This window comes from Desulfosporosinus shakirovi, from assembly GCF_020595055.1.
In the GTDB taxonomy this organism is placed as follows: Bacteria; Bacillota; Desulfitobacteriia; order Desulfitobacteriales; family Desulfitobacteriaceae; genus Desulfosporosinus; species Desulfosporosinus shakirovi.
Genome location: NZ_JAJDOO010000027.1, coordinates 16,530 through 35,102, shown reverse-complemented (window position 1 = coordinate 35,102; position 18,573 = coordinate 16,530). Strand labels below are relative to the sequence as shown.

11 protein-coding genes are annotated in these 18,573 nt (G+C 46.3%); 8 read left to right on the top strand and 3 right to left on the bottom strand.

Going from position 1 to position 18,573, the window contains the following annotated elements; all coding sequences use genetic code 11:
- Nucleotides 1-196 precede the first annotated feature (196 nt).
- The 3 genes from LJE72_RS19000 to LJE72_RS18990 all read left to right on the top strand — a co-directional run bounded on the left by LJE72_RS19000 (nucleotide 197) and on the right by LJE72_RS18990 (nucleotide 3,732).
- On the top strand, nucleotides 197-1,072 hold the full coding sequence (locus LJE72_RS19000) for a M50 family metallopeptidase (protein ID WP_229249569.1): 876 nt from the start codon (nucleotides 197-199) through the stop codon (nucleotides 1,070-1,072).
- A 102-nt stretch (nucleotides 1,073-1,174) separates the two neighbouring features.
- Complete coding sequence (locus LJE72_RS18995) at nucleotides 1,175-3,031, top strand: TIGR03960 family B12-binding radical SAM protein (RefSeq protein ID WP_229249568.1); 1,857 nt, start codon at nucleotides 1,175-1,177, stop codon at nucleotides 3,029-3,031.
- 5 nt (nucleotides 3,032-3,036) lie between these two features.
- Entirely contained in the window at nucleotides 3,037-3,732 is a 696-nt protein-coding gene (locus tag LJE72_RS18990) for a TIGR03936 family radical SAM-associated protein (RefSeq protein WP_248286458.1), read from the top strand.
- A gap of 48 nt (nucleotides 3,733-3,780) precedes the next feature.
- Here LJE72_RS18990 and LJE72_RS18985 read toward each other — a convergent pair whose 3' ends face one another.
- Nucleotides 3,781-3,939, bottom strand: coding sequence for a hypothetical protein (locus tag LJE72_RS18985; protein WP_229249566.1), 159 nt, complete (start codon nucleotides 3,937-3,939; stop codon nucleotides 3,781-3,783).
- Between the two features lie 378 nt (nucleotides 3,940-4,317).
- On the opposite strand from LJE72_RS18985, the gene LJE72_RS18980 reads away from it, so the two are divergent.
- Together LJE72_RS18980 and LJE72_RS18975 are read left to right on the top strand one after the other, a co-directional pair.
- Complete coding sequence (locus tag LJE72_RS18980) at nucleotides 4,318-5,595, top strand: Rne/Rng family ribonuclease (protein WP_229249565.1); 1,278 nt, start codon at nucleotides 4,318-4,320, stop codon at nucleotides 5,593-5,595.
- A gap of 851 nt (nucleotides 5,596-6,446) precedes the next feature.
- Complete coding sequence (locus tag LJE72_RS18975) at nucleotides 6,447-9,071, top strand: cell wall-binding repeat-containing protein (RefSeq protein WP_229249564.1); 2,625 nt, start codon at nucleotides 6,447-6,449, stop codon at nucleotides 9,069-9,071.
- A 135-nt stretch (nucleotides 9,072-9,206) separates the two neighbouring features.
- Here the strand turns inward: LJE72_RS18975 and LJE72_RS18970 are convergent, their stop codons facing one another.
- Entirely contained in the window at nucleotides 9,207-10,040 is an 834-nt protein-coding gene (locus tag LJE72_RS18970; protein WP_229249598.1) for an SGNH/GDSL hydrolase family protein, read from the bottom strand.
- Between the two features lie 270 nt (nucleotides 10,041-10,310).
- Here LJE72_RS18970 and LJE72_RS18965 point away from each other — a divergent pair, with 270 nt between their 5' ends.
- The 3 genes from LJE72_RS18965 to LJE72_RS18955 all read left to right on the top strand — a co-directional run bounded on the left by LJE72_RS18965 (nucleotide 10,311) and on the right by LJE72_RS18955 (nucleotide 17,881).
- Nucleotides 10,311-11,009 (top strand): YveK family protein, encoded by a 699-nt coding sequence (locus LJE72_RS18965; RefSeq protein WP_229249563.1) that lies wholly within the window; start codon nucleotides 10,311-10,313, stop codon nucleotides 11,007-11,009.
- A 15-nt stretch (nucleotides 11,010-11,024) separates the two neighbouring features.
- Nucleotides 11,025-11,738: a CpsD/CapB family tyrosine-protein kinase gene (locus tag LJE72_RS18960; RefSeq protein ID WP_229249562.1), complete on the top strand. Its 714-nt coding sequence runs from the start codon at nucleotides 11,025-11,027 to the stop codon at nucleotides 11,736-11,738.
- A 479-nt stretch (nucleotides 11,739-12,217) separates the two neighbouring features.
- Nucleotides 12,218-17,881 carry an AAA family ATPase gene (locus tag LJE72_RS18955; protein WP_229249561.1) on the top strand — a complete coding sequence of 1,888 codons (5,664 nt, stop codon included), beginning with the start codon at nucleotides 12,218-12,220 and terminating at the stop codon, nucleotides 17,879-17,881.
- Here the strand turns inward: LJE72_RS18955 and LJE72_RS18950 are convergent.
- Nucleotides 17,844-18,545 (bottom strand): response regulator transcription factor, encoded by a 702-nt coding sequence (locus tag LJE72_RS18950; protein ID WP_229249560.1) that lies wholly within the window; start codon nucleotides 18,543-18,545, stop codon nucleotides 17,844-17,846. The genes LJE72_RS18955 and LJE72_RS18950 overlap by 38 nt on opposite strands.
- Nucleotides 18,546-18,573: the final 28 nt, after the last annotated feature.

Below are 18,573 nucleotides of genomic sequence, written 5' to 3'. Positions count from 1 at the left end.
AGTCGCTTAGATGGAGTCTGCTTCATATACAGAACAAATATCAAGGTGTGTACTGGATATAGGGCCAGGGCCAATAGTGGAGCCGTCCTCTCTCATTTTCCCCTTTAAGGTGGAAGTATAGTGGTGGTTAGATAAATGAATGAATGAATGAATGATCTTAGCTTATTGATACAGTTCTAAGGGGGAGTGCGAGAAAATGGAGCTTTTCAAAATATTTGGGGTGAGCATCCGAATCCATCCCTCATTTCTGGTAGTATTGTTACTCTATGGAGTCCTGGGTTTAGCGGCCCAGGCTCTTCTCATCTTTGCCTTAGTAGTAGGGCATGAATTGGCCCATCTTTTGGTGGCTAAAGCCTACGGCTTTAAAGTCGAAGGGCTTGAACTGTTTCCCTTCGGAGGAGCAGCTTATTGTGACGGCCTCTTCGAAGGACGGAAACTTGAAGAGAGCCTTATGGCTTTAGCTGGTCCTGGGTTTAACCTTGTCCTCCTCTTTGGCGCTCAGGCTTTACGCTGGAACGGAGTGTGGACAGGAGAGCTGGCGGAAGATTTTGTTCGCTATAACCTGTGGCTGGCCGCTTTTAACTTGATCCCGGTTTTACCCTTGGACGGTGGGCGGGTAGTGCGAGCACTCTTAGTCGAAGGCTTCGGATTCGTCCGGACCACAAAGTTTTTAGCCGGGGCAGGAAGATGGCTGGGCGTTGTTTTTGCCCTTTATGGAATCGTCTTAGGGGTTAGCGGAAAATTCACAGAAGGCCCGCTTTTCTATCTCATATTGGGAGGGTTCTTTTGGTTTGCAGGGAGCAAAGAGATTTCTGCCGCTCATATTACCTTTCTTAGGCAATTAACTCGCAAGAAAGAGGAATTAATGAGAAGAGGGTTGATGCGCAGTCTATGGCTGACGGTTCAGAGAGAAACTCCATTGGTGCGGATTGTAGAAGAATTCACCCCGGATCGTTATACCATGGTTACCCTTACCGATGAAAAAGCCGGAATGGAGAAAATTCTTACGGAGACGGATATCGTAGAAGGAATGCTGCGGGAGGGGATCCGTTTTCCAGTGGGAAAGCTCTAACCAACGAGATTAGAGGATAATCCTTGAAATTATAGGGAATTTAACTTATATATGATATAATTTAAGTTCACAATATAGATACAAGGAGGCCTCGTTGACACCATGAGTAATAATACTGCGGCGGAGATACGCCGGCAGGTGGAACGCTTTTTACCTAAAGTCTTAAAACCTAGCCGATATATCGGATCTGAATGGAACGTAATTAAGAAAGATTGGGATAAAACCGATGTCCGGATGGTCTTTGCTTTCCCGGACGTCTATGAAGTGGGAATGTCCCATTTAGGAACCAGAATCCTCTACCACCTGGTTAATTCATTTCCTGAATTTCTCTGTGAAAGGGTTTTTGCTCCTTGGATCGATATGGAAAAAGAGCTGCGAGAAAAGGAAATTCCCCTCTATGCTCTCGAATCATTTCAGCCCCTTAAGAAGTTTGATGTGGTTGGTTTCACCCTTCAGTATGAAATGAGTTATACGAATATCCTTAACATGCTGGATATGGCAGGAATTCCTATGCGGGCGGAGGACCGGGGACTCGAGGATCCGTGGATTATCGCCGGAGGACCCTGCGCCTATAACCCCGAACCTTTGGTTGGATTTATTGACTTTTTCCTGATCGGAGAGAGTGAAGAACAATTGCCTGAAGTGCTTCGTCTGGTGGCTGAACAAAAGAAAGACCCCGTTTCCCGGCAGGACTTTCTACGGAAAGTCGCCCAACTCCAAGGGGTATACGTTCCGGAGTTCTACCATGTAACGTATAAAGAGGACGGTCGAATTGAGAAGATTGTGGCTGAAGAGGGTGTTCCGGCGTTAGTGGAAAAGGCCATCGTCGCCGATTTGGATCAAGCGTTTTTCCCTACAAATCCGGTTGTCCCCTACTTAGAGATTGTGCATGATCGAATGATGCTAGAGGTGATGCGCGGTTGCTCACGGGGATGCCGTTTTTGCCAGGCAGGTATGATTTACCGACCTGTTCGGGAACGTTCTCAGGAAACTCTGCTCAAACAAACAGAGGAATTGGTGCGCGCTACAGGGTATGATCAGATCGCTCTCACCTCACTTTCCACCGGGGATTACACCTGTATACAGCCTGTGATTCATAACATCCTCGAGAAGCATGGAGCAGAAGGGGTAGGAGTATCCCTCCCGTCCCTGAGAGTAGACTCTTTTGATGTTGATTTAGCAGAAACTGTGCAGAAGGCTCGTAAATCAGGTATCACATTTGCCCCGGAAGCCGGTTCACAACGATTGCGCGACGTGATTAACAAGGGAGTCGAGGAGGAAAACCTCTTACAAGCTGCAGAGGCGGCTTTTAAAAAAGGATGGTCCACCATTAAGCTCTACTTTATGGTCGGATTACCCACGGAGACTCAGGAAGACATCGATGGAATAGTTGATCTGGGGAAAAAAGTTGTTAATCTGGGGACCAAGCTGGGACGCCGAAATATCACTGTGACGATCTCGACAAGTATCTTTGTTCCCAAAAGCCACACTCCATTTCAATGGGAGCCCCAGGAAGCAGGCTCTTCTGTGGAACTCAAGCAGAGATATCTGAGAGAAAAATTGAGAGATCGCCGCATTAAATATAGCTATCATGATGTGACAACAAGTTATTTAGAAGCCGTCTTTGCCAAAGGGGACCGGAAATTGGCCCCACTCCTGGAATGGGCAGTTAAACACGGATGTCGTTTTGATGGTTGGTCAGATCAATTCCGATACGATGTGTGGATGGAGGGCTTGAAAGAGTTAGGAATCGACCCTCATTTTTACGCTAATCGAGCCATGGATTATGATGACATCTTACCTTGGGAGCATATAGGGAGCGGCGTGTCGAAACAGTTCTTGGCCGAAGAACACCATCGGGCGCTGCAGGAAGCAAAGACGATTGACTGTCGATATGAGGATTGTACCGGGTGCGGAGTTTGCCCGAGCAGAGGGGTTCAGATTGAGTTGAAAGGGTGAGTGCCATGCGGCTAAGAATCGCCTATACTAAAATTGAAGATGCAAGGTATATCGCACACCTTGACCTGACGAGGGTATTTGAACGTGCGATCCGACGAGCCGGAATCCATATGTCTTATTCAGAAGGGTTTAACCCTCGTCCCAAAATTTCCTTTGGTTTTGCCCTGGCGGTTGGAACAGAGGGCGAGCGGGAATACGTGGATGTTGAGCTTCAAGAGGAGATGGATCTGGGAGAAGTATTAGCGAGAGTTCAGGAACAATTACCTCCCGGAATTCGCCTGCTGCAAGGGCGTGCCTTGGATCAGGGAGCAAAATCCCTGATGGCAGTGCTCAATGCCGCCAGTTATCGGATACGTGTGCCCATGGCTCTGCCGATTCAAGAGGAGCGTTTGCAGGAAGCAGTAAGCGGCTGGCTGGGAAGAGAACACGTGACTTATTCCCGTTATTCTAAAAAGGGACCGACAGATAAGGACATTCGACCTTGGATTAAGCTGTTGGAAGCTAAAATCCAAGGGGATGAGGTTATCTTCGACCTGGAAGTTGAAATGGGGAACTCAGGAAGTGTACGTCCGGAGGAAGTACTGGCCAGTTTGAGAGAACTTGAGAATTTGCCGATTGAGTTGGGTGAGTTGCAGGTTATCCGGACGGGGGTTCATGTAAGCTATGAGGGCGGGAAGAGCTCGCCCATCGAGTTGGCTTGATGAGCGTGCTTGGTGAGATTTGAAGCCTTGGTGGGGGAGAGAGAGGGGTCACGAACACACTTGTTCAACCGTGCGTTCGTCCTGCCAAACTAGGGCTTTAATCCGGCTATCCAAGCGGGCAGGGTTCCCGGCCAAAGCGACATCCGCAGGCCAAGGATGGCCAAGTGTCCCTGTAGCCATGGACGGCGAGAAGGGACCGTGTCGCATGGCCGGCGGAACACGTCCGTGTGTTCCGCCCTGCTGGATGAAAGCGGATTAAAGCCGAGTTTGACTACGACTCTCGCAAAGGTTTCTCGCCGTGTGCTCGCGACCCTCGCTCTGGGGGTCTGCTGGGGTAAGCTGGGTAAGTTGGGGCAAGTTTTGGAGTTGGCTTCGAAGCTGAGCGGCGCCGCAGGGCTGGGGACGGATCTGGGTGATAGGAGGGGCGTTAGCTGGTGCTTGGGGTGCTTGGGATGCTTTGCAAGCTGAATTTTGGGACATGCTTTAGGCATGCGGCACCTCTGAATCGGTGCGGGGGATTTATTCTGCATTGGGTATAGGGTTGTTCTGGGATTGCATTGGCTTCGAAGCTGGGAGGTGTATTCGATGAAAAGTGAGCGTACGCGTAAAGAAATCGTTCTGCAAAGCCAAACCATAGGTAAGGGCCAAAACCAATCTCAAAAGATACGGGCAGCCGTTTTTGAGCAAGGGGAACTGATGGAAGTTTTCGAGGATGAAGGCGGTTCCTCTCATTTGGTGGGGAATATTTATCGGGGGCGGGTTGAGAACGTCCTTCCCGGTATGCAGGCTGCTTTTGTAGATATCGGTTTGGACAAGAACGCCTTTCTGTATGTAGGAGATGCTGTTCCCTCCCGCTTTGATGAGGAGGATAAGGCTTCGCAGGTTGTTCAGGAGCGAATCGAAAATGTCCTTAAACCTCGCCAAGAGCTTTTAGTACAGGTTACTAAAGAACCGGTGGGTACAAAAGGTGCTCGGATCAGTGTTAACATAACCATGCCGGGGAGGTATGTGGTGCTATTGCCCCAGGTTAGCTATATTGGGGTGTCTCGGAAGATTCAAGATAACAATGAACGGGCAAGGCTGCGGGATTTGGCGGCTGCATCTAAGCCTGAGGGTATGGGAGTCATAGTGCGTACTCTTGCTGAAGGGATAGATGGGGACGAGATAGCGGATGACATCATCAAACTTGTTGCATTTTGGCAATCCTTAGTGCCGAAAATCCCGCATGTTTCCGTGCCCGGTCTGGTACACAAAGATGTCGATCTTATTTCCCGCCTAATCCGGGACTGGATTGATCACGATGTCGAAAAAATCACCGTTGATCATGATGAGGTCGGTCAAATACTGCGTAAAGCTTTACGGGAGATTGAACACCCGGCCGCTAAGCAGATTTATGTTCTCCCAGGACAGGACCTCTTTGAAAAGTACGGGGTGGATGATGAAATTCGGAAAACCCTGCGTTCTAAAGTGTGGCTGAAGAGCGGAGGCTATTTAGTCATCCAACAAACTGAGGCCTTGATCGTAATTGATGTGAATACCGGAAAATATGTAGGGACACACTCCCTGGAGGAAACAGTAGTCCATACGAACCTGGAGGCTGCCCGTGAGATAGCCCGTCAGTTGAGGCTGAGAAACCTGGGGGGAATTATCATTATTGATTTTATCGATATGATAACCGAAGAGGCACAGAAACAAGTTATTAATGAGCTGGAGACAGTCTGTGCCCAGGATAAAACGAAGTCTCAGGTTTTAGGGATTACTCAGCTGGGTCTTGTGGAAATGACTCGTAAAAAAGTGGGTCAGACCCTTTCGGTACGCTATACTTCCCCTTGTCCGAACTGTGACGGGAGCGGGAGGGTATAACTCAATATACATAGAAGTCTAAAAAATCTCTCACATCCTGATTAAGGGTCTGGGAGATTTTTTAGACTTCTTGCAACGACTCATTCATTTTATCATTCTCAAATGAGAAGTCTCTAATTGTAGGACCTCGACCTTGGCTTCTATGCGTTCTGGTGCTTTTCCTGTCTTTGGGTTACCCTCTATCTGTATTTCACGGAACCCCCCATGCAATACAATTATAACATAATATGTAAGCTATGAGTTTGAAGTTGTCCCGATTTATATATTTCTCTCTAGTGAACGGTCAATTTATCACCTTTAACCCATTCAAGCGTGAATCCTGTGGACATAACATGTAGCAAAGAACTTCAGTTCTAACAAAGTTCTTGATTATTGTCGTATTCTGTAATAAAGTACCATTATGAGTCGTTTTACAGAAAGGGGCACCTAGTTATGGGCTTACCTTGGCACAAGCTCAATCCCAAGAAGCAGAATTTCTATATTATACTTGCGGCAGTTGTATTGGCATCATTTATTGGCGGAACATTTTATCTTATAAATATGTAATAATCTGAAAACAGTTGAATAACCATTAGAGTCATAAAGAAAGAACGGATTTAAAGTGAATCCGTTCTTTCTTTTTATTTAACAACACCTCAAGGATATCTAAAAGTGAAAATAATATGAATAAAAGGATATTTCTTGCAGGAATATCTTGAGGAATAGCGAAGTAAATCAAATAACTTTTGACAGGTGAGGGACATTTTACCTTAATTGTTATTATTATTAATATAAGAGCGGTTCCGCACCAATCCTAACTCCAATAAACCTAGGATAAACCCAGAGTCGGAATTAAATGAGGAGGTCAAATCATGAAAAGAACAAAACAAAAGTTGTTAAACGGATGTATGGCAGTTGCAGTTGCCTTGTCGGCAACCTTAACTCCGGTTGTTGCGCAGGCAGCAACACCGGACGTACTAAATGCAGTGACTAGGATCGGTGGATATGACCAGTATGCAACAGCAGCCCTGATGGCCCAAAAAGGCTGGACGGGAACAAGCGACAGCGTTGTTCTTTCAGCCGGAATGAGCTATTCCCTTGTGGATGCCCTGGCAGCGGGCCCATTAGCAGCTGAATTGAAGGCTCCGATTCTATTAACAGATAACGGACAAACCTTAAATGCCTCAGCTAAAGCTGAGCTGCTTCGGCTCAAGCCTAAAAAAGTCTACATTACCAGCGGTACAGCTGTCATCAAACAATCCGTTCTTGATGAAATCATCGCTATGGGTATTACCCCGGTACAGCTCGGTGGATATGATCAATATGAAACCTCCGTAAACATAGCCAAGGAAATGGCCAATCAAGGTGCCAATATTTCTAAGGTTGTGATTGCAGCCGGTTGGTTGAGCCCGGCAGATGCTCTTTCTGTTGCGCCTATCGCTGCAGCCCAAGGTATGCCCATCTTAACTACGACCCAAGGGCAACTTCCTGTATCTGTTAAAACCTATCTGGACAGCATTAATGATAAGGTCACAGATTCCTATGTCGTCGGTGGAACGGCAGTCGTATCGGACGCGGTCAAAGGGCAGTTGAAAGGAAAGGTAAAAAGATACTCAGGGCTTACAAAGTATGATACAAACGTCCAAATCTTAAAAGACTTTGGGAGACAATATAAGAACGACAAAGTGTATGTGGCAAACGGAGAAACCTTAGTGGATGCGCTGGCGGTTGTACCTCTTGCCGCTGCAAGTGGATCCCCCCTGGTGCTAGTTAACCAACAACCAGACAATGTCACCAAGGATTTTGTCAAGTTAAACCTATCCACCAATGATATGGTCGCAGTAGGCGGTGAGTTTGTTGTTCCTTCCGCAGGAATGAACGCCCTGACTTCAGCTGTGTCATATTCAACAGAGGATGAAACCGTCGGTTCGACGGATAAGACCACTCCCGCAGTATTGACAGATAACGTCCTGCTTACAGGAGATAACATCACCTTACAAAACGCCAAGGCCAATTACAGCGTCTATGTTAAGGGAGACAATATCACCCTGAACAACCTGACAGTTAAAGGGACAGTCTTTGTAGATCCCGGGGAAAAAGGAACAGCCACCTTAGACGGAGTAACCGCTGCTAACATTGTCATCCTCTCCGGTGCATCAGACAGTATCCACATTAAAAATACCCTTGCCGACGTACTTACGGTTGACAGTGACAGTAATGTTCGGGTTGAGGCCACAGGATCTACTACCATTGAGGATACTGTAGTCCGGACCTACGCAATTTTAGATGCCAATGGCGGCTCCATGGGGAGGGTTACCATTACCAGTGCCCCCGGACAGGATCCCCTTGTTGAGCTAAGAGGAACTTTCACAGAGCCGGTGGTTGTAGAAAGTCAGGTTACCTTGAAAGCGGCAGAAGACGCTGTAGTTCCCTCCGTTGTTGTTAACACCGCAAATACAGATCAAAAAGTTACCTTGGAGGGAAGCTTTAAAGCGGTAGAAGTACAATCTCAAGGGAAACTGGATTTAGCAGCCAATACCGTGGTAGAAAGCATGAAGGTCAAGGCCAAAGTTGACATTACTATTCCCAGCAGCTCAAGTATCGGCAAACTAGAATCGGGTTCAACAGGTACTTTAGTTAGCGGTGGTGGGAAAGTTAATGGCAAGAATACGACCTCAACTCCCAGTACGCCCCCAGGAACTCCATCAACAGGTGGAAATAGTGGCGGAAGTGGCGGTAGTGGCGGATCGGGTAGTACAACATCGACAGAAATTGTAGAATTCTCTATCTTAGATGGTGCAGATGATGGCATTGCAGACGACACAGTTAATGGAACAAGTGGCTCCGCCGATCTTACCGGATTCGCTGGTACTCAAATGGTGGGTGCTATTGATATCACAGCCAGTCCTGAGGATAGTACCCTTAAGCTGACCAGTCTTGTATCCCCGCGTACGAGTACAGTTACTTTTGACAACAAAACATTTTCAGTGAGCAATCCAATTACCATGTCAGACCTTCTTCCGGCAATTAAAAACGGAGACGTTAGCATAGGTACCTTAAGAGATTTATTTGGGTCATCGGTTACATTTAATGGTACACTCTCAAAATCGGGATATTCAACAAGCAGTGTTAGTCTAACGCTCAAATTAAGTTCATCTGTCACACCGCCTAATAATGAGTGGGTTACCATGAAAATCAATGAAAGTACCCGGGATATTACCGCAACAATAAAGAGTGGCAAAGGGTCAACGAAGTTAAGTACTATGGGAATAAATAATCTGCTGGTCAATTCCGGCGGAGTCATTCCAGTATCAGTAAAGCCTGACGGCGGTGATTGGAATGACCCAACTACCACTACAGGCAAAGCCAAAATTAAAGCTGATATCGAAACCCTAGTGGGTACTACTTGGGCAGATGCAACATTAAGCAATCTTGGAAATAAGAAAATTCTTTTTAAGGATCAAAACAATAATACCTGGACTATCAATTTTAAATAATGCCAATTTCATAACTATCCCCATCTAGCTCCCCCTGGGAAATTAGGTTAAAGCAAAGAGCAAAGAGTCGACTGCTATGGCGGTCGGCTCTTTAAAAAGAACAATTATCTCGTAAAGCTCAATTAAAGAGGGTTTTCAACACTCCCCCATCAAATATTTCTCAAACGCCTCTACTACTTCAGCCGCAAAAACCTGATACCCCTTATCATTAGGATCAACTCCATCTGCCAACAGCCCTGCCAGAGGAGTCGGATCGTTAATAAAGGCTGTCCACTGGTCAATAACAGGAAGTTGGTGTTTTTTCCCAAGCTCAATAATGACCTGGCGATAAGGGAAAGACTTATTATTATTAGCCACGTTTTTGACGGGAGGTTCCACAACTAAGAAAATGTTGGCATCCGGGCTTCGGACGTTAAGTTCTACCAGCAGTTCTTCGTACTTATGCTTAAAATCATCCGTGGTTACTGTGGCCCAATCGTTTCTGCCTAAGCAGAGGATGATGAGGTCCGTGTCTTGTGTCGCCTCAGGAGCATAAGCTGAGATGGCATTTATGGTAGCATTTTCAGTGGTCTTAAAGAGCCACTGAAAATTACCCGGGTATTTATCAAGTAAAGCTTTTGAAACTAAAGCGTGCCAGCCCAAATCCTCCTTATGGGTAGCCCCTTGGCTTTCAGCCACAGCCCCTCCGAAGACAAGGGCCTTAACATCGGCGGGACCGGAAAGTTTAGCTAATCCATGGTTGGTGATGGTGCTCTGCTCAAGGATAAGGGGATTCGCAGGTGTTTTCTCGGAATCCTCAGGGTTTGAAGTCTCCGTCATGGTTAGGGTGCGGTTAATCGGTGCGGGTGGTTTTAAGGTATATTCAGGTGTCCCTCCTCTATTGGTGACCCAGAATAGGCTGATAATCAAAAGTGCTAAAATACAGGCGGCTAAAATTATGTGTAATTCACCCTTGGCTAGTTTTATCATCAAAGCGAGTTCCTCCTAAACATACGGGATTTCCTACAGACAACAAGGTTCGACGTTGGAGTAGGTAATATCCTTCTTAACTTATCCGAAATTATTATATTTTTCCAAGATAAATAGATATTAACTTGTTATCCTAATACTAGGTTACCGTCTAAGGTTTATTTTAAAAGAAGTTACAAAAGAATCATTTTTTAGTAATTGAAGGAAAAATCAAAACTATCGCGAATATAGTATGTCGGACAAGTTTGCTGGATTGATTTGGAGGTAGCCATGGAAGAAGAAATAGAATTACGACAGTATTGGGAAATGCTAAAAAAGCGTTGGATCATCGTCCTGGTACTGCCCCTCATCGCAGCTCTCACCAGCGGGGTCATTAGTTTCTTTATTATAAAACCCGTATATCAGGCCTCCACTACGTTGATCGTGGGAAAGAAAGCTTCGGAGGCAGGCCAAGCAGCCGTGCAAATGCTGGACAATAGTGTCCTCCAAGCTAATCAACAGCTTGCGAAAACCTATGCCACCATCGCCCAGAGCCGTACCGTTGAAGAAAGTGTCATTAATCACTTGGATTTGACAATGAATGTGGCAGAGCTGGACAAACTTATCACTATCAGCCCGGTAAAGACCACGGAAATTCTGGAAATACAAGTCATGAATACTAACCCTGAACTAGCCACTGACATCGCCAATTCAATGGCGAGTGAGTTTGCCAAAGCGGTCATTGAGATAAAAAAAGTGGACAGTGTCAGTATCGTAGATACTGCAGTCCTCCCCACTGATCCGGTTAAACCCAATAAAAAATTAAATATCTTGATTGCCTATGTTGTCGGCTTAATGGCTGCCTTCGGACTGGTCTTTTTGTTAGAGTACTTAGATAATACCATCAAGACCTCAAGTGATGTGGAGACTATTTTAGGGATTCCCGTATTAGGAGTTATACCAAGCTTTGAAGCAGGAAAACAAGGGTAAGAGGAGAAGGTTTACTTGGCATTTTCACTAATCACGCACGAAGAAACGAAATCACCTATCTCTGAGGCTTACAGGACCCTCCGGACGAATGTACAATTTACAAGTGTGGATTCTAAAACCAAAAAAATTATGATCACAAGTTCAGGGCCGCGAGAAGGGAAATCGACCACAGTTGCCAACCTGGCTGTGAGTATAGCTCAGTCCGGCAAGTCTGTTCTGGTTATCGATGCGGATTTGCGTAATCCTACTCAGCATAAACTGTTTCAACTGGGTAATTTTGAGGGACTTTCAAGTTTTTTGGTCCAGGATCAAGAAGATAGTCACAACTTTATCAAAGAAACCGAAATACCTGGGGTCAAGGTCCTTACAGGGGGTCCCATTCCCCCCAATCCGGCTGAACTCGTGGGGTCCCAACGGATGAAGCGTTTGATCAAGGAAGTCAGTGAGGAATTTGATGTGATCCTGATCGATACCCCGCCCATCATTGCGGTGACAGATGCCGCCATTCTTGCCCAGGAAGTTGACGGAGTGATCTTAGTCTTGGCCGCCGGTGAAGTAAACAAAGAGTATGCCCAGCTTGCCAAGGAGCAATTAGACAAAGTAGGAGCTAAGATCCTGGGGGCAGTTCTCAATAAAGCGGACATGAACACCAGCGACTACTATTATTACTACTACTATCATGGAACTGACGATCATAAGAAGAGGCACAAAGGGCATAAACATCGCTAAAACTTAACGGTTAATGCCAGAATATAATCAATATGATTTTTAATTAAAAGTACTGGCTATTGTAGCGATTAAGATACAACAGCCAGTACTTTTGAGTCATATCTTCCTTGACATAGGGTCCACTTTAAATGGATATTGAAGGAGCTGCTTCTTTTAATGCACGAGGAATTCCCGGAATGGGATTTCTCGTGCATTTGACTTTTAGCTCGTCAACGGGGCAGGAAAACGACAGGCTCAGGTAGAATTTGTCAAGACAGGATCTTTCTGATTAAACCAAGCAGAAAAAGGTAACAAGAAACTGCTTTTATCATTAATAGGCTGACTATGAAGTTGACTATGCTCATCAAGTAAAGTAGGCGTATTGACGCTAAGTAAGGTGGTGGACCCTCACGGACAACGTTGTGATAGACCTTGAAACAATTCCGGCCCACGTGGTAAAGGATCTGTCAGGAATATATTTCCTCCGGCTGGAAGATTTGATGAGAAGGAAGCCCTTAGACATCCAGAGTATTCTAAAGATCGGCCTCAAGATCTCTGAAGAGTTAGCTCTTCTCCACGGAAAGAAGATCATTTACAAGAACATCCGTCCCGGCAGCATTATGGTCAGTTTCGACAGAAGCTATGTTAAACTGAAAGACTTCAGTCCGGGGGTCTCTTGCCCTCCTGCCGACTTGCGTTACTTATCCCCTGAACAGACCGGCAGAATCAATCGGCAGGTCGATTCCAGGACGGACCTCTATTCCCTGGGCATACTTTTCTATCATATGCTCAGCGGTCAACCTCCCTTTAATGCCAATGATCCCCTGGAACTGATTTACGCCCATTTGGCCAGAGAAGTCCTGCCCTTAAGCCGGTTAAACCCAAGTATTCCCTCAGTCTTGTCCGACATCACCCACAAGCTCATGCATAAAAAGCCGGAAGATCGCTACCAAACTGCGGTTGCTCTGCGACGGGATCTGGAGAAATGCCTCGAAGGTCTCAACGTCGAAAACCAATCCGAGGAGATCGAACCCTTCGAAATCGCCCAATTCGACAAGCAGAGAGGTTTATCCATCCCAAACAAACTGTATGGCCGGGATACAGAGTTGGAGACTCTGAAGCAGGTTTATGGACGGATAAAGGACGGCGGTCAGGAACTCATCTTCCTTGCGGGCTATTCCGGGGTGGGAAAGACCTCTGTGGTCAACAAGTTCTTGGAATATGTGGGGGATAATAAGGGCATCTTTTCAGGAGGAAAATTCGACCAGTACAAAAGCAACCTCCCCTACCTAGCCTTTATCCAAGCTTGCCAAGCTACTCTGAAAGAAATACTTTCAGAAAACCAGGCAGTAGTGGGTCACTGGAAAGAAAAGATCCTTAGTGCACTTTCTCCCAATGCTCAACTGATCGTGGATCTGATCCCTGAAGCAGGCATGATCATCGGGCCTCAGCCACCGGTAGATAACCTGGCCCCCACAGAGGCCCAGAATAGGTTCAATGACCTTTTCCTCAAGTTTATCCAACTCTTCGCTCTCCCTGAAAAACCCCTGGTGCTGTTTCTGGACGACCTGCAATGGGCAGATTTATTCAGCCTGCGTCTGATCGAACAGCTGGTCTTGGCCCGGACCGGATTTTTGATGATCATTGGAGCTTACCGGGATAATGAGATAGATTCGACCCACCCTATTCAGTTACTCTTCCATCGCCTTAAAGATGCTGACCTAAAGGTCCGGGTCCTTGACATCAAGCCGCTGGAGTTAGGCCATGTCAACGAAATGATCTCCAACACCTTAAAACGTCCGGGGGAGGAATCCCTGCCCCTGGCTCAAGTTTGTCAGGAAAAGACGAAAGGAAATCCCTTTTTCCTGATTCAGTTCTTATACCTCCTGAAAGAAGAAGGACTCCTGAAGCAGGAAACCCTGCAGCCTGCCTGGGGTTGGGATCTCCCGGCCATCTTGAGCTGCAAGGTCACGGAAAATGTCGTCGACTTGATGCTGGCAAAGATCAGCAAGCTGCCTTTGCCCACGGTGGAAATCCTGAAACTGTCCGCCTGTATCGGGAATAGCTTTGACGCCTATACCTTAGAGATGGTGACGGAAAAGCCCTTGAGCACAATCGAGAGAACCCTGAGAGAGGCTGTCGAGTCGGGACTTATCCTAGATAACGGTGCTCAATACTTTTTTTTGCACGACCGAGTCCAGCAAGCCGCCTATTCACTCCTGGAGGATGAGACAAAAACGATCATTCACTATAGAATCGGCAAGCTGTCCATTGCCAAGCTAACAGAACAAGAACAGGAAAACCGCCTCTTCGAACTGGTCGATCATTTGAACATCGCCCTTAACTTAATTGACGATCCAACTGAACGTTACCTAGCCGCCAATCTGAATCTGAAAGCCGGTAAAAAAGCTAAAGCCTCCTCAGCCTATGAACGCGCTCTGGACTATTTCAGCTTGGGCAAAGAATTATGCCTTGAAGAAGCTTGGATTACTCACTACCCCCTTATGTTGGAGTTACATATTGAGCTGGCAGAAATGGCCTACGTTTGTACACAGTTCCAACGCATGGAAGAAGTAGCAGCGGAGACCATGGTTCACTGTCAAGACAGCCTGGATCTGGCGAGAATCTCAGAAATCAGGATCGCCACCTATACTGCGGCAAACGAATTAGAAAAAGCCATGGCAATTGCAGAAGATATTCTGGACTTATTAGGAGTGCACTTTCCTAAAAAGCCCCATTTAGGGTATGTCATCCTCGAATATCTAAAAACCCTCTGGGCATTACGGGGCAAGGAAAGGGAAGACTTACTAAATCTCCCCAAGATGACCGATGAAAAGCACATGACCATTATGCGCATCCTCAACAGCACCGGGATCGGCAGCTACTCTGCTTCTTACAACACCATTATCTTAATCGTCCTCAAAGCCTTGCGCATTTCCCTTAGATATGGGATTACAGAAGAAACCATCGTGGCCTATTCCGGTTATGGCTACATTATCAACATGCTCTTGAAAAAAGCAGACAAAGGGTATGAATTCGGACAACTAGCCCTGGAGTTGCAGAACAGACTGGGGGTTAAGCGGTTTGACAGCAAGATCCGCATGATGTTCAACATGGTCATCAGACACAGCAAAGACCCTCTCAGAGCGACATTAGAAGATTTCCCCGGGACCTACATAAGCGGTTTCGCTGCGGGAGATTTGCTTTCTGCCGGTCACTCCATCATGCAATACTTTGTCTATTCGTATTTTTCCGGACGGCAGCTCCCTCTCATCGAGGAAGAAATGCAGGAACATCAGAATGCCATGCACAAAACAGGGCATGAAACCTCTCTCCGCCTTTGTCAACTCTATCGCCAGACTGCTTTGAATTTTGCCGGCAGAACCCCGGACCCCTGTGCCTTAGTGGGGGATTATTTTGATGATAGAGTCCTGCTTCCGGTCTATACTAGGACTAATGATCGGACGATTGTCTTCAACATCTATTTTCACCGCCTGATTCAGGCTTTCTATTTCCATCACCCTCTGCGAGCCTTAGAAAACCTGCCCTATGTCGAAGAATATCTGGACGGTGTCCTAGGGACCTTCTGCCTGCCCTTAGTTCAATTTTACGGAGGATTAGTGATTGCGGCCAATTATGAGAGACTAAGTTTCTCTAAACGATATCAAAGCAGGAAAAAAATCAAGCAGAACATCAGAGCCTTGGAAAAATTATCTCGGTCGGCCCCGGAAAATATTCTCAACAAGCTCTATCTCCTCAAAGCGGAAAAGGCCAGACTGGACCGAGAGGACTATACTGCCGCAACCTACTACGATTTAGCTATTAAGTATGGCAGAACCCACCAATTTATCCAAGAGGAAGCCCTGGCTAATGAACTGGCGGCTGAGTTTTATCTCTCCGGAGGGAGAGAGGTGTCGGCTAAATTCTATCTGCAGCAAGCCCTTGAGTGCTATCTGGAGTGGGGAGCTCAGGCTAAAGCGGATGATTTGCAGACCCGTTATCCCAAATTGCTTCAGAATGGGTCTTATCCGCCCTTGCCCAAGGATATCCCGGATATAGATTTGTCCACCATTATTAAGATCGGGCAAGCGATTTCCAGTGAAATAGTCTTGGAGGACCTGCTCAAGCTGCTGATCAAAATCATGCTTCAAAACTCCGGCGCTCAAACCGTCGTCTTAATCATGAATCATGAAGATAGATTAACCATTGAAGCAGAGGGGAATGCCGAAGATAACTCTGTCAGATTATTGCAGTCCACAGGGCTGAACCAAGCAAGGTTTGACCTGCCCGTGAAGTTGATCAGCTATGTGGTCAGAACGGGAGAAACCATCACTTTAGACGGCCCGCAGAAAGATAAATCCATTCTCTGTCTGCCGGTGATCATTAAGAATAAGGTAATAGGCCTGTTTTACCTGGAAAATAACCTGGCACCGGGAATTTTCACAAAGCAGCGCTTGCACCTTTTACAGTTATTATCTTCCCAGATAGCAGTCTCCATAGAAAACGCCAGACAATATCAGAACCTGGAAAGCATTCTGGAAGACCATACCAAGGAATTGACGAAAAAAAATATTGCCCTCGCCGAGAGCAATCACAAGCTGGCAGAAGCCAATGAAAATAAAACCCGCTTCGTGGCTAATGTAAGCCATGAGATCAGGACCCCTCTTCAAGGGATTATGGGAATGACCAGCCTCCTGAAAAAAAATCATCGCTACAATGAGGATTATGTCAGGATGATTCAATCCTCAGCAGAATCCCTCTTAGGAATTATCAACGATATCCTGGACATCTCCAGAATAGAATCCAATCGGTTAGTGATTGAGGAGAGAGCCTTTAACCTAAAAGACTTACTCAGGCAAATCCTAGAAAGCTATGAATCACAGGCCGGTGGCAAGGGGATACACCTAACTTCGAGGATTTGTTCAGAAATTCCGGAATATCTAAGCGGAGATCCTTTAAGAATCAGCCAGATTCTCAATAATCTCTTAAACAATGCCCTGAAATTTACCCATCAAGGGAAGGTGGATTTCAGCGCTACTTGTCTTGCCGTCAATGAAATGCTGGTTGAGGTTGAATTTATCATAGAAGATACGGGAATCGGCATATCACCCGAAAAGCTGCAAAGCATTTTTGAAAGCTTCTCCCAGGGGGATAACAGTATCACCAAAAAATACGGCGGTACGGGGCTTGGCCTGACGATCGTCAAACGTTTGGTGGAATTGATGGATGGGCACATTGAAGTCCAGAGCCGGGAAGGGCAAGGCAGCAAGTTTCGTTGTCTCTTACCCCTGGGGAGGGCAACACAGCAGGAGATCGCTGTCACAGAGGATAGCTTGAAGTTCGATTATCAAAAGAAGGACGACTTAAAAGGATTAAAAATCATAGCCGCAGAAGACAACCTGGCCAATCAGACCTATATCAAGCACGTTCTGGCCTATCACAACTGTGAAGTAACCGTTGTCAATAATGGCCTCGAACTAATACAAGCCCTGAAACTCGAAGACTATGACTGTATTATGCTGGATAAGAATATGCCCGTCATGGGGGGCGTAGAGACAACTCAGATCATTCGTAACCTGGAAGAAAATACGGGTAAGCATATCCCTATCGTTGCCCTCACTGCTTCAGCTATTCTCGGAGACCGTGAAAGACTCCTCGCCCAAGGGAGTGACTATTATCTGGCCAAACCCATTCGGGAGGACTATTTACTGAACATCCTGCAGAAGATTCGCCATTCAGGGGAAGTAAGCCAAGAGCATCTTAGAGGGGATAAACTCGAACCCAGAGGAGAGCAGGGGGATGAGCTTATTGATTACGAGGTTTTCCGCCAGGAAGCAGAGCTATTTGGCAAGACGGTCATGCTGTCCATTATCGAGGACTTTCTAATAAATTATCAATCTTTGCTGGAGAAGATTCAGACGGATCTGGAGGCTTGCGATTCTGACCCATTAGAAAAAAGCGCTCACAGATTGGCAAGCGCTTTGTCCTGTCTTTACACAATGAAGGTTTTTGAGGGGGCTAAGAGACTGGAAGGGGAGGCTCAGGCTGGAAATTGGCAAGAGTTACAAGAACAGTACAATAAACTTAAGGCCCTAATCTCTGCATTAGTAGGGGAACTTCAGACCCTTAAAAAGAGCTTGGAAGCCGATAGCCCACATTTCTAACGGTCTCAATCAGACAAGAACTTTGCCCTGTCGCTTCAATTTTTTTGCGAATTCTGCGGATATGCACATCCACTGTGCGGGTTTCCCAGAAGACATCTTCAGACCAGATGGCATCTAAAATCTCATTGCGAGTAAAGACTCTGCCTGGCTTTTTAGCCAAATAACCTAAGAGCTCAAACTCCTTGAAGGAAAGTTGAAGCTCTCGGCCGTTCAGCGTAACACTGCGAGTAGCAAGGTCCATCTCCAGACTCCGAAATGATATCTTGGAGGAAGAGGTGGGCGCACTCTGGTCTGTTCTGCGCAGGACGGCTTTTATGCGTGCTATAAGCTCGTGATAGCGAATTGGTTTAGAGATATAATCATCCGCCCCTAATTCCAGACCGATGACATTATCGATTTCGCTATCTTTGCTCGTAAGCATAAGCACGGGAACCTTTCCGTTAATAGGATGATGCCGTATTTCCTTAAGAGTTGTCAGGCCATCTATCCCCGGTAAGACGACGTCCAAGATCACCAAGTCAATGTCTAAGGATTCTAAAATTCTCAGAGCTTCCTCACCGGATGGGGCTTTATGAACTTGATAACCATTTTTGCTCAGGGCTGAATCCAACAGGATTAAGACACTTGGGTCATCGTCAACGATTAAAACATTCAGAATAGACATCGTCCTACCTCTTCTGCTGTAAAAAATT